This is a genomic window from Plantactinospora sp. ZYX-F-223 (genome assembly GCF_039649625.1).
Taxonomy (GTDB): Bacteria; Actinomycetota; Actinomycetes; order Mycobacteriales; family Micromonosporaceae; genus Plantactinospora.
Genome location: NZ_JBDJAV010000001.1, coordinates 255498 through 267218, shown reverse-complemented (window position 1 = coordinate 267218; position 11721 = coordinate 255498). Strand labels below are relative to the sequence as shown.

Below are 11721 nucleotides of genomic sequence, written 5' to 3'. Positions count from 1 at the left end.
CTACGCCCACTCACGCCGACACCCCGGTGTCGGTGGCCCGACCGGTCTCGGTGGACTCGGCGAGCAGCGCGGACACCGCCGGGATGGTCCGGCGGCGGTGCAGGTGGGCGGCGAGCGCGATGCCCGACGCGACGTCGTCGTCCCGGGCCGCACCGTGGCAGACCACCACGGCACCAGCCACCCCGAGCAGGGTGGCGGCGCGTGGCGGGCCGCCGCTGGCAGGCGGGCCGCCGGCCATCGCGTACGCGCCCTCGATCCCCTTGAGCAGGACGTTTCCGGTGAAACCGTCGGTGACGACGACGTCCGCCCGGTTGCCGAGCGCCACGTCGTACCCCTCGACCAGGCCCACGTAGCGGGCACCGGCCGGCAGACCCTGCTCGGCCAACGCCGGGTCGGCGGCCCGACGAATCCGGTCGCCCTTGCCCGGCTCGGTACCGATCGAGAGCAGCCCGACCCGGGGCTGTGGCACCCCGTGGGTGACCGCCGCGTAGGCCGCACCGAGTACGGCGTGCCGGGCCAGGGTGCCCGGTCGGGCCTCCAGGGAGCCGCCGACGTCGAGCAGTACCACCGGGCCCTCCAGGGCCGGCAGGGTGGCGACCAGCGCCGGTCGGCGTACGCCGGGCCAGCGGCCGAAGCCGAGCACGGCGGCGGTGACGGTCGCGCCGGTCGCGCCGGCCGAGACCACCGCGTCCGCCGCACCCTCGACCACGGCCGCCACCGCGGCCTGGATGGTGTTGTCGGAGCGGACGATCGCGGCCGGATCCCCGTTCATCGCGACCACGTCGCGGGCCGGCCGCACGGCGACCCGGTCCCGCTCGGCCGGGCGAAGTACGGCGATCAGCCCGTCGGCCACCTCGGCGGGGCCGACGAGCAGAAGACGCAGGTCGGGATCAGCGCGGAGCGCCCGCAGAGCGCCGTCAACCACGACGGCGGGAGCTTCGTCCCCGCCGAGGAGGTCGACGGCGATCCGCACGGTGCCCGGCTCCACGGGTACGCCGACCCTCCAAGGTCGGTCGGCGTCGGCGGGAGCCGGTGCACCGGGCAGTCGCCAGGGCGAATGCGCCGTCCGACCGGAGGTCGGTGGCGTCACTCGGTGTCCAGGAGGTCAGACCTCGATGACCTGGCGGCCGTTGTAGGTGCCACAGACACTGCAGGCCGCGTGCGGCAGCTTCGGCGACTTGCACTGCGGGCAGGCCACGGTCGCGACCGCCGTGGTCTTCCACTGCGCCCGGCGGGACCGGGTGTTGCTGCGCGACATCTTGCGCTTGGGGACGGCCACGGTTCTTCCTACTCCTCTTGACGGGTCAGTTGCGACAGGCCCGCCCAGCGCGGGTCGACCTGCTGGTGGCTGTGTTCAGCCGGCAGTTCGTCCCAATGGACCCCGCACTCGGGGCACAGTCCTGGGCAGTCCTCCCGGCACACCGGGTTGGTCGGCAGTGCGAGCACCACCGCGTCCCGCAGTGCCGGTTCCAGGTCGATCAGGTCGCCCTGCATCCGGCCCACCTCGTCCTCGTCGGTCGTCTCGTCCGTGGTGCTGTGCTCGTAGGCGTACAGCTCCTGGATCGGGACGACCAGCGAGTCCGTGATCGGGCGCAGGCAGCGGCCGCACTCGCCCTCGATCGGACCGGTGACGGTCCCCGAGACGAGTACGCCCTCGGACACCGACTCGAGCCTCAGGTCGAGGTTCAGGTCCGCGCCCTCCGGCACGCCGATCAGCTCCACGCCGAGGTCCGCCGGTGCCGCCACCGTCCGATTGACCGCACGCAACACTCCAGGTCGGCGCGGCAGCTCCCTCGTGTCGAGGACCAGCGGCGACCTGGGGTTGAGATGGGTCGGCAGATGTTTGGGCATAGTCAGACTCCGGCCTGTGTGAGGCCGACGAAACAGGTTACCTGAGCAGGGGGCTTAGCGTCGAACCGGGGCGAGCCGGCCGGGCCTCGACGGACACCGGTCGCCCCGGGCGGCGATCCGGATCGCCGCCCGTCGGGACGGTGAGCGGTCCGGACAGCGTGCCCAGACCGGACAGTACGCTCAGAACGGCAGCGGGCGCTCGTTCTCCTCCCCCACGAACGTGCCGATCTCGCGCAGCGCGTGCATCTTGTCCCGCCCGCGCTCGATGGAGGCGAGCGCCCGGGTCAGGAACTGCTCGAAGTTGGCCAGCGCGGTGTCGACGTAGTCGTCGACCTCCTCCCGGAGCCGCTGGGCCTCGGCCCGGGCCTCCGCGATGATCCGGGCGCCCTCGTGCTCGGCGGAGACGGTGATCTCGTTGACCGAGACCAGCCGGGCGTGCTCCGCCTCGCCCTCGCTGATGATCCGGTCCGCCTCCCGCTTGCCGGCATCCATGATCTTGTCGCGCTCTTCCAGCAGCGCCGCCGCCCGGCGCAGTTCGACAGGCAGCTCGACGCGCAGTTCCTCAAGGGCACCGATCATCTCGGCGCGGTCGACCATGGCGTTGTTGCGGGACATCGGGACGGATCGCGCCGTCTCCACCATGCCGATGATCTCGTCTATGCGATCGAGCGGGTCCACCGGTACCTCACTCCCGTCGTTGCTTCGGTCGACATACATGATGGGGTGTCGGACCGGATTACTGCTCAACCAATGATGCGGTGCGATCCGTACCCGACCGGCGATCGACCCGGAACCGGCGCGTCGCAGGGGCCCGGACCTGGGCCGGAGCGGCGGCCGTCACCGATCTCGGGGTCCGGTTGGTGCCGGCCGGTGCCCGGGACGGGCGCGACCGGAAGACACCGGCCGATCAGGAGCCGGGGCGGACCAGCCGCTCCCGCAGCCGCTCGCGGACCACGTCCGGTACGTGCGGCGAGACGTCCCCGCCCCACTTCGCCACGTCCTTGACCAGGCTCGACGACAGGAAGGAGTGCAGCGGGCTGGTGGGCATGAAGAGGGTCTCGACGCCGGCCAGCCCGATGTTCATCTGGGCCATCTGCAACTCGTAGTCGAAGTCGCTGACCGCGCGCAGCCCGCGTACCACGACGCCGGCCTGCTGGGTCCGGCAGAAGTCGACCAGCAGTCCCTGGAACGACTCCACCCGGACGTTGCCGTAGGAGCCGGTCACCTCGCGGAGCATTTCGATCCGCTCGTCGACGGTGAACAGCCCGCGCTTGGACTCGTTGATCAGCACGCCGACGATCACCTCGTCGAAGAGCCGGCTCGCCCGGCCGATGATGTCGAGGTGACCGTTGGTGACCGGATCGAAGGAGCCGGGACAGACCGCACGTCTCACGATCGGCGACCGTACCAAAGAGTGGTCTCGCCGTAACGGCGACTGCGCTGCGCGGTGATCCCCTGCACCCAGTCGACCGGCCCGGTCCGGCTGGACCGCTCGATCACCAGCAGGGCGTCCGGGGCCAGCCAGCCCTGGTCGCGCAGTGCGGCCTGCACCGCCGTCAGCTCCGAATCCGGTACCGCGTACGGCGGGTCGGCGAAGACGACGTCGTACGGGCCTTCCTCGGGCGGGGTGCCGAGCACCTGGGCGACCTTGCCGGTGACCAGCCGGGCGGTCCCGGCCACCGGGCTGGCCGGGGTCGAGCGCAGCGCGGCGAGGTTCTCCCGGATGGTCCGGGCGGCCCGGGGATCGGACTCGACCAGCAGCACGTGCTCGGCGCCCCGGGACAGCGCCTCCAGGCCCACCGCGCCGGAGCCGGCGAAGAGGTCGGCGAAGCGCGCGCCGGCCAGCTCGGTGCTCGCCTCGATCGCGCTGAACAACGCCTCCCGGACCCGGTCGCTGGTCGGCCGGGTACGCCCGCCGGGCGGCGCGGAGATCCGGCGACCGCCGAGTACGCCCGCCACGATCCGGGTCATCCCGCCTCCTGGGTGGACGCCTCCTGCATGACAGCGACGCTACGCGACCCGCAGGTGGTGCCGGTTCGCCACGGGTGGCAACACACCTCCGATGAACGCCAACCGGACAAACGGGTACGCCGAGTACACCGAGGGACATAGATTCACTACCACCCGTATATCAATGGTCTCGAATTTACAACATCATCGTTAGAAGACCCTGAAGGGTGTTCCTGTACCACGCCAATCGCTAAGGTCGTGCGCTGTGCCGGCTGCGTCTCGCCGGCCTACGACGTCGGGGAGGCGGTTCTCGCAGGTCGAGCGCCACCCCATGGCGCCCCCGCTCGCCTCCCACCCGCGTCGTACCATGACGCCCTCATCTCTCAGGAGTACGCGTGATCCGTCCTAAGCTGCCGCTCCGGCGGCCGCTCGCCATCCTCGGGGCTGCCTTCCTCGGCATGACTGCGGCGCTAGCTGTTGCCGCCCCCGCGAGCGCCCATCACAGCGAGGTCAAGGTCGAGGGTGAGTGCAACACCACCACCGGCGAATGGGACGTTACCTGGACCGTCCGCAGCGTCGCCCCGCGCGATGTGCAGAAGTTCAAGTTCGCCGAGGTCGAGGCCCAGAAGTTCGTCGGTGACACGGCCTCCGAGCTCACGATCCCGGGCATCGAGGTCACCGAGGGCAAGAACTACCCGCACCCGGTGAACCAGAACCTCGAGTTCAAGCAGAGCCTTCCCGCCGAGACGACCGGTGTCGCCATGCGGATGAAGGCGAATTGGGACAACCAGTTCGAGGAAAACAAGTGGGCCGGCGCGGAGGTCAAGTTCGCCGGCACCTGTGAGAAGGAAGAGGAAGAGCCTCCGGCCACCGCGAACCCGGCTGCCACCGTTGGTTCCGACTGCGACGGCAGCGTCGTGGTCAAGCTCCAGAACGGCGAGAACGCCACCGCGCCTGCCAAGTTCACCGTGAAGGGCAGCGAGGGCTTCGAGGAGAAGGTCACCGTCGCCGCTGGCGAGGAGAAGGCCGTCGCGGTGCCGGCGGCTAACGCGGGCAAGATCACGGTAACCGAGGAGGGCCAGAAGGAGGCTCTCTACGATGCCGCTCCGCCGGCAGCCGAGGACTGCGTCGAACCCGGCGAGCCGGCCCTCAGCTACGCCATGACCTGTGACGAGTTCATCTTCGAGATCGACAACCCGAAGGATGGCAAGACCTTCACCGTGACCTTGACCCCGAACAAGGGCGAGGCGAAGACCGTCACTGTGGAGCCGGGCAAGGTCGAAACCGTCACGTTCACAGCGGAGGAGGGGCTGACCGTCACGCCTAAGGTCGAAGGACAAGAGGGTAAGTCGCTCGCCTGGGAGAAGCCGGAGGACTGCGAGTCCGGCGGTGGCGGTGGCGAGGGTGAGCTGCCGCTGACCGGTGCCGCTGCCGGTGGCATCGCGGCTGGCGCCGTGCTGCTGCTCGCCGCCGGTGTGGTGCTCTACATCGTGGCTCGCCGCCGTCGGGTGACCTTCACCGCCTGATCGGTAGCAATCGCACCCACTGAACCAACCGCCTGAGGGCGCGTCGACCGGAAACGGTCGGCGCGCCCTCAGCGTCTTTCCGGGTACTCGATACCAGCGGCGCGGGGCGTGCGACCTGGGTGGGCCGGCAGGGCGACGAGGCGAAGGCTGGTCATCTGCATTGGGGCCGGGTCGAACACTTCTTCGTCAACGCGTACGTGTTGCCCTTGTGACGAGTAGCTGACGGTCAGCCCTTTTCCAGGTATTCCGCGCGTTCCTCGTCGACGAGTGCGGCCACCGAGGCGGCCAGGGCCGGGTGCCGGTCCAGCTCCGGATCCTCCTCGACCAGGGCGATCGCCTCGACCCGGGCGTCCCGGATCAGCTTGGCGTCCTTGAGCAGGGACAGCAGCCGCAGGTGGGAACGCCGCCCGGACTGGGTCGCCCCGAGTACGTCCCCCTCCCGGCGCTGCTCCAGGTCGAGTTCGGCCAGCCGGAAACCGTCGGTGGTGGAGGCGACCGCGTCCAGCCGCTCCCGGGCCGGCGTACCCTCGACGGCCTCGGTGACCAGCAGGCACAGCCCGGCGGCCGAGCCCCGGCCGACCCGGCCGCGCAACTGGTGCAGTTGGGAGACGCCGAACCGGTCCGCGTCGAGCACGATCATCACGGTCGCGTTCGGCACGTCGACCCCGACCTCGATCACCGTGGTCGCCACCAGCACGTCCAGCTCGCCGGCCGCGAAGGTCCGCATCACCGAGTCCTTCTCGTCGGCCGGCAGCCGTCCGTGCAGTACGCCGATCCGCAGCCCGTGCAGCGGGCCCTCGGCGAGCAGTGGCGCCACCTCGGCCACCGCCAGCGGGGGACGTCGACCGTCCTCGCCGACCGCGCCGACCTCCTCGGCGGTCGCCGCCTGGTCGCCAATGCGCGGGCAGACCACGTACGCCTGGTGGCCGGCGGCCACCTCCTCGCGCAGCCGGCGCCAGGCCCGGTCCAGGTACGCCGGCTTCTCCGCCGCCGGTACGACGTGCGAGGCGATCGGCGACCGGCCGCGCGGCAGCTGGGAGAGGGTGGAGATCTCCAGGTCGCCGTAGACGGTCATCGCCACGGTGCGCGGGATCGGTGTCGCCGTCATCACCAGCACGTGCGGCGGCTGCTCGGCCTTGGCCCGCAGCGCGTCCCGCTGCTCGACACCGAACCGGTGCTGCTCGTCCACCACCACCAGGCCGAGGTCGGCGAAGTCGACGCCCTCGTAGAGCAGCGCGTGGGTGCCGACCACGATGCCGGCCTCCCCGGCCGCGACGCTCTCCAGGGTGCGCCGCCGGGCCGCCGCGCCGAGCGAACCGGTGACCAGGGCCAGCCGGGTACCGTCCGGGTCGCCGTCCAGCTCACCGGCCCGACCGAGCGGACCGAGCAGGTCGAGCATGCCCCGGTAGTGCTGCGCGGCGAGCACCTCGGTCGGGGCCAGCAGCGCGGCCTGGCCGCCCGCGTCGACCACCTGGAGCATCGCGCGCAGCGCGCAGACCGTCTTGCCGGAGCCGACCTCGCCCTGGAGCAGCCGGTGCATCGGATGCGCGGTACCCAGATCCGCCGCGACCTCCTCCCCGACGGCGCGCTGCCCGGCGGTCAGTTCGTACGGCAGCCGGCCGTCGAAGGCGGTCAGCAGCCCGCCCTCGCGGCGCGGCCGGGGCTTGGCCGGCCAGGCCGCCGCCCGGTGCTTGCGCTGCACCAGGGTCAGTTGCAGGGCGAACGCCTCGTCCCACTTCAACCGGTGCCGGGCCCGGTACAGTTCCTCCTTGCTCCCCGGCCGGTGGATCTCGCGCAGCGCGGTGGCCAGCCCGACCAGGTTGCGGGTGGCCCGCAGCGTCGCCGGCAGCGGGTCCTCCGGCGGCGTGACGGTGTCCAGCACCACCCGGACACACCGGGCGATCACCCAGGTCGGCACCGCCGCCGCGGCCGGATAGACCGGGATCAGCGCCCCGGCAAACTCCTCGATCTCCTCACTCGCCTCGCCGCCGGTGCCGGACTCGCCGTCGCCGCTGCCGTCGCCAAGCAGGACGTACTCCGGGCCGTTGAGCTGGCGCTTGCCCCGGAACTCGGTGACCTTGCCGGCGAACATCCCCCACCGGCCAGGCTTGAGATCCCGCTCCCGCCACGCCTGGTTGCCGAAAAAGGTGAGCGTCAGTACGCCGCCGGAGCCGTCCCCGACGGTCACCTCCAGCAGGTTTCCCCGGCGCTGCCGCATCGGCCGCACCGCCGTACGCTGCACCTGGCCGAGCACGGTGACCTGCTCCCCCACCTCCAGGGAGCGGATGTCGGTGTGCTCGCCCCGCTCGTCGTAGCGACGCGGGAAGTGGTAGAGCAGGTCACCGGCGGTGTGCAGGTCGAGGTGGCTGGCGAGCGCCTTCGCCGTCTTCTCGCCGACCAGCTTGCGCAGCGGTGTCTCCAGGTCGGCCGAGGTCGCTACCGCTCCGGCCGGGGCCGGTTCCTTCGCTGTCATCAGCCCCCCACGAGCGTTCTCATCCGACTCTCCACCAGCACCGTCGTCCGGCTCTCCACCGGCACCGTCGTCCGGGCTTTCCCCAGCGGCGTCACTCGACTCCCACCAGCAAGGGGTAGAACGGCTGACCGCCGGAGTAGTGGTGCACCTCGACGAAGGGCCAGCGCCGGGCCAGGTGGGCCCGGAGGACCTCGGCCAGGTCCTCCCGGGCGTCGGCGCCGAGCAGCAGGGTGACCAGCTCGCCGCCGCCGCCGAGCATCCGGTCGAGCAGCGCCGTGCAGGTCTGCACCAGGTCGCCGCCGATCAGGTGCACCTCGCCGTCGACCAGCCCGAGCACGTCACCCGGGTGGCAGCGGCCGGCGACCGTCAGCGCCTCCCGGGAGGCGTGGCAGACCTCGGCGTACCGGCAGGCGCCGGCCGCCTCGGCCATCGCGATCACGTCGTCGGCGAACCGGCGGGCCGGATCGCGGACCGCGAGCGCGGCCAGCGCCTGCACCGGGGAGCGGGTCGGCACCACGCTCACCGATATCCCGAACGGCTGCGCCTCCTCGGCCGCCACCCGGGCCACCGCCTGGGTGTTCGGGTCGTTCGGCAGCACCACCACCCGGGACGCGCCGGTCGACCGGACCGCCCCGAGCAGCTCCCCGGCGGACGGGTTGCCGTCCACCACGGTCGCCCCCTCGGCCGCGAAGATCGCCGCCAGCCCGGGACCGGAGGCGACCACCACCGCCGCCCGCTCCGGCGCGTCCGCCGGAGCCGGCTCTGGCGGGCCCGCCCCCGGGAGCTGGTCCTCGAAGCGGGTGACCGAGATCTGGTACGGCCGGCCGGCCACCACGCCGGCCTCGATCGCCGCCCCGACGTCGTTGACGTGTACGTGCACGTTCCAGGTCGACGTGCCGGTGGTCTCCGCCTCGTCGCCGACCACCACCAGCGAGTCGCCCAGCCGGGCCAGTTCGGCGCGGAGCCGGCGTACCGCCGCCAGGTCGGCGTCGAGCAGGAACTGCACCTCGTAGGCGTACTCGATGGAGCCGGTCTCCCGGGCAGCCGCCAGCGGCCGGCGTGGCGGTGCCGGGACGGGCCCCGGCCGATCCGGTGCGGCACCGGTGACCACCTCGACCAGCGCGTCCAGCAGGACGCAGAGGCCGCGCCCGCCCGCGTCCACCACACCGGCCCGGGCCAGCGCCGGCAACTGCTCCGGGGTACGCGCCAGCGCCTCGGCGGCGGCGGTCGCGGCGGCCCGGACCACCGCCGGAAGATCGTCGGTGTCGGCCCGTTCGGCGGCGGCCGCCGCGGCGGTGACGACGCTGAGCACGGTCCCCTCCACCGGCTCGGCCACCGCCGAATACGCCGCCGCGCCGGCCGCCCGCAGTGCCCTGGCGAGCGCCCGACCCCGGACCTCGGGGGTGTCGCCGAGCGCGTCGGCCAGGCCGCGCAGGATCTGCGAGACGATCACTCCCGAGTTGCCCCGGGCGCCCAGCAGCGCACCCCGGGCCAGCAGCCGCAGCACGCGGGCGGGTGCCGGCTGTCCATCGACGCCCGGATCGTCCCGTTCGAGCCGGAGCGCCTGCTCGGCGGAGGTCATCGTGAGCACCAGGTTGGTGCCGGTGTCGCCATCCGGAACCGGATAGACGTTGAGCTGGTTGATCTCGTCCTGGTGCCGCTTGAGCGCGGCCAACCCGCCGGCACACCACCGGTGCAGGGCCGCGGCATCGAGGGTCTCCAGCACGGCGAGAAGCCTACTGGCGTACCCTGACGCCCCGCTGGCACTGCCGGGCGACTCCGGCCACCGCGTCCGGCGGAAATCCGGCGGCGGAGCGACGTGGCGGCCGGCGGGCCGGGACCGGGTGGAGCCGATTCGCCCGGCGACCCGGCCATCGGGTACCCTGGCCAGGTTGCCCGGCCAGCACCCTGCCGGCGACCTGACAACGATCAATTCCCAGGAGTATCCCGTGGCTAGCGTGTGCGACATCTGTGGCAAGGGGCCTGGCTTCGGCCACAACGTGTCCCACTCGCACCGGCGGACCAACCGTCGCTGGAACCCGAACATCCAGTCGGTGCGTACCCCGGCGGGTGGCGGCACGACCCGCAAGCTCAAGGTCTGCACCTCGTGCATCAAGGCCGGCAAGGTCGCCCGCGCCTGAGCCTGGGCAACCGTAAGCTCGGATAGCCGCCGGAGCAGTGTTCCGGCGGCTATCGTCGTGCGCCCCGGACCCGCCATCCAGGCGCGCCCCCGCCACCCGGGCGGGCCACCGGTAACGGGTGCCGGGCGAGGTGAGGGGTGCCGACCGGCCGGCGGATCAGAGCGAGCGGCCGAACGAGAGCACCCCCGGCTCGTCCCGGTAGTAGCCGAAGTCCGGAATCCGCTCGTAGCCGCTGCCCTTGTAGAGCGCGATCGCCTCGGGCTGCCGGTCGCCGCACTCCAGGATCAACCGGCGGCGTCCGTGTTCCCGGGCCGAGTCCTCGACCGCTGACAGCATCCGCCGGGCGACGCCGCGACCGCGAGCCGCCGGGGAGACGTACATCCGCTTGAGTTCGGCGACGTCGCCGGTGCCGCCGTGGGTACGCCACCCGGCGCAGCCGACCGGCACCTCGTCCAGGTACGCCACCAGGAACGCCCCGGCGGGCGGGGAGAACTCGCTCGCCGCCACGGGGGTCTCGTCGCCCCCGCCGCCGTACCGCTGTGCCAGGTCGGCCAGCGCGGAGACGACCAGTTGCTGTGCGACCGGGGAGTCGTAGGGGACGGCGCGGATGTCCAGCTCACTCACCCGGTGAAGGGTACGACCCACGCTCACGCCTTACCGATCGGGCCCGGGGTACTCGCCGATCCGGAAACCGGCGCACCGGACGGCTCGATCGACGCCGGTCAGCGGAAGTGGTCCCAGCCACCCGATCCCTTGTACGCCCGCCCGTCCACGGTCACCCCGGCACCGTGCACCACGTGACCGATCAGCCGGAAGCCGCCCGGCAACGGCAGGTCCTCCGGGAACGTCGCCACCAGCGCATGGTCGTCGCCACCGCCGAGGACCCAGGCCAGCGGATCCACCCCGAGCGCGTGTGCGGCGTCCCGCATCTGCTCAGGCACCTCGAACGCGCTGCCGAGCAGGTCGATGCCGACCCGGCTGGCTGTCGCCACGTGACCGAGGTCGGCGAGGAGCCCGTCCGAGACGTCGATCATGGCGGTGGCGCCGAACCGGGCCGCCGACGGCCCCGCCCCGTACGGCACCTCGGGCCGCCGGTACGCCTCGACCAGGACCTTCGGGGTACGGAATCCGCGGGACAGCACGGTGTAGCCGGCAGCGGCGTAGCCCAGCCGACCGGCGAGCGCGACGACATCGCCGGCCCGTGCGCCGCTGCGCACCACCGGGGGCAGCCCGCCGAGGTCACCGAGGGCGGTCACCGCGATGGTCAGGGTGGGGCTGGCCGACATGTCCCCGCCGACCACGCTCGCCCCGACCCGGGCCGCCTCCGCCGCCAGGCCGTCGGCCAACTCCTCCGCCCACTGCGCCTCCAGGTCCGGCGGCATGCAGAGCGCGACGAGCAGCGCGGTCGGCACCGCGCCCATCGCCGCCACGTCGGCCAGGTTCGCCGCGGCGGCCCGGTGCCCGATGTCCACGGCGCTCGCCCAGTCCCGGCGGAAGTGCCGCCCCTCGACCAGTACGTCCGTCGAGGCGACCACCCGGCCGTCGGGGGCGTGCACCACCGCCGCATCGTCGCCCGGCCCGAGCAGCGTGGCGTGTCCGGCGCCCAGCCGGGCGGTGACCCGGGCGATCAGGCCGAACTCGCCGGCCCTCGCGACGCTCACACCGACCTCCGGGCACGCTCGGCAGCCGTCCCGGCCGGGCCCGTGGCTGGTCGCGGCCACCGGTTTCCGGGTACCTCCGGATCCGGTGCCGCACCCGCACCGGGCCGGCCGATTCGATC

12 protein-coding genes are annotated in these 11721 nt (G+C 72.6%); 2 read left to right on the top strand and 10 right to left on the bottom strand.

What is annotated here, in order from left to right; translation table 11 throughout:
• Positions 1–10 precede the first annotated feature (10 nt).
• From AAH979_RS01065 to rsmD, 6 genes are all read right to left on the bottom strand, one after another.
• Positions 11–988, bottom strand: a complete 978-nt coding sequence (locus AAH979_RS01065; protein WP_346256267.1) for a phosphate acyltransferase PlsX — start codon at positions 986–988, stop codon at positions 11–13.
• A gap of 117 nt (positions 989–1105) precedes the next feature.
• On the bottom strand, positions 1106–1279 hold the full coding sequence (gene rpmF, locus AAH979_RS01060) for a 50S ribosomal protein L32 (protein WP_089254967.1): 174 nt from the start codon (positions 1277–1279) through the stop codon (positions 1106–1108).
• A gap of 8 nt (positions 1280–1287) precedes the next feature.
• Positions 1288–1851, bottom strand: a complete 564-nt coding sequence (locus AAH979_RS01055; RefSeq protein ID WP_346256266.1) for a YceD family protein — start codon at positions 1849–1851, stop codon at positions 1288–1290.
• A gap of 180 nt (positions 1852–2031) precedes the next feature.
• Positions 2032–2529 carry a hypothetical protein gene (locus AAH979_RS01050; protein WP_107258419.1) on the bottom strand — a complete coding sequence of 166 codons (498 nt, stop codon included), beginning with the start codon at positions 2527–2529 and terminating at the stop codon, positions 2032–2034.
• A gap of 229 nt (positions 2530–2758) precedes the next feature.
• Positions 2759–3244, bottom strand: a complete 486-nt coding sequence (gene coaD / locus AAH979_RS01045) for a pantetheine-phosphate adenylyltransferase (protein WP_318395408.1) — start codon at positions 3242–3244, stop codon at positions 2759–2761.
• Positions 3241–3822 (bottom strand): 16S rRNA (guanine(966)-N(2))-methyltransferase RsmD, encoded by a 582-nt coding sequence (gene rsmD, locus AAH979_RS01040; RefSeq protein ID WP_346256265.1) that lies wholly within the window; start codon positions 3820–3822, stop codon positions 3241–3243. The genes coaD and rsmD overlap by 4 nt, the downstream gene beginning before the upstream one ends.
• Positions 3823–4196: 374 nt before the next feature.
• Between rsmD and AAH979_RS01035 the strand changes: the two genes are divergently transcribed.
• Positions 4197–5327 (top strand): cell wall anchor protein, encoded by a 1131-nt coding sequence (locus AAH979_RS01035; RefSeq protein ID WP_346256264.1) that lies wholly within the window; start codon positions 4197–4199, stop codon positions 5325–5327.
• A 226-nt stretch (positions 5328–5553) separates the two neighbouring features.
• Here AAH979_RS01035 and recG read toward each other — a convergent pair whose 3' ends face one another.
• Together recG and AAH979_RS01025 are read right to left on the bottom strand one after the other, a co-directional pair.
• The gene (gene recG / locus AAH979_RS01030; protein WP_346256263.1) at positions 5554–7800 is read right to left on the bottom strand and encodes an ATP-dependent DNA helicase RecG; all 2247 of its coding nucleotides are present in this window, start codon (positions 7798–7800) and stop codon (positions 5554–5556) included.
• A 91-nt stretch (positions 7801–7891) separates the two neighbouring features.
• Positions 7892–9526, bottom strand: a complete 1635-nt coding sequence (locus AAH979_RS01025) for a DAK2 domain-containing protein (RefSeq protein ID WP_346256262.1) — start codon at positions 9524–9526, stop codon at positions 7892–7894.
• 223 nt (positions 9527–9749) lie between these two features.
• Between AAH979_RS01025 and rpmB the strand changes: the two genes are divergently transcribed.
• A complete protein-coding gene (gene rpmB, locus AAH979_RS01020) occupies positions 9750–9941 on the top strand; it encodes a 50S ribosomal protein L28 (protein WP_101370273.1) in 192 nt (63 codons plus the stop codon).
• Between the two features lie 156 nt (positions 9942–10097).
• Here the strand turns inward: rpmB and AAH979_RS01015 are convergent, their stop codons facing one another.
• Together AAH979_RS01015 and AAH979_RS01010 are read right to left on the bottom strand one after the other, a co-directional pair.
• The gene (locus AAH979_RS01015; protein WP_346256261.1) at positions 10098–10565 is read right to left on the bottom strand and encodes a GNAT family N-acetyltransferase; all 468 of its coding nucleotides are present in this window, start codon (positions 10563–10565) and stop codon (positions 10098–10100) included.
• 98 nt (positions 10566–10663) lie between these two features.
• Positions 10664–11602: a thiamine-phosphate kinase gene (locus tag AAH979_RS01010; RefSeq protein ID WP_346256260.1), complete on the bottom strand. Its 939-nt coding sequence runs from the start codon at positions 11600–11602 to the stop codon at positions 10664–10666.
• Positions 11603–11721: the final 119 nt, after the last annotated feature.

Coding starts and splice junctions, on each gene's coding strand:
- rsmD (WP_346256265.1), bottom strand. CDS start 3,822: ATGACCCGGATCGTGGCGGGCGTACTCGGCGGTCGCCGGATCTCCGCG.
- AAH979_RS01055 (WP_346256266.1), bottom strand. CDS start 1,851: ATGCCCAAACATCTGCCGACCCATCTCAACCCCAGGTCGCCGCTGGTC.
- recG (WP_346256263.1), bottom strand. CDS start 7,800: ATGACAGCGAAGGAACCGGCCCCGGCCGGAGCGGTAGCGACCTCGGCC.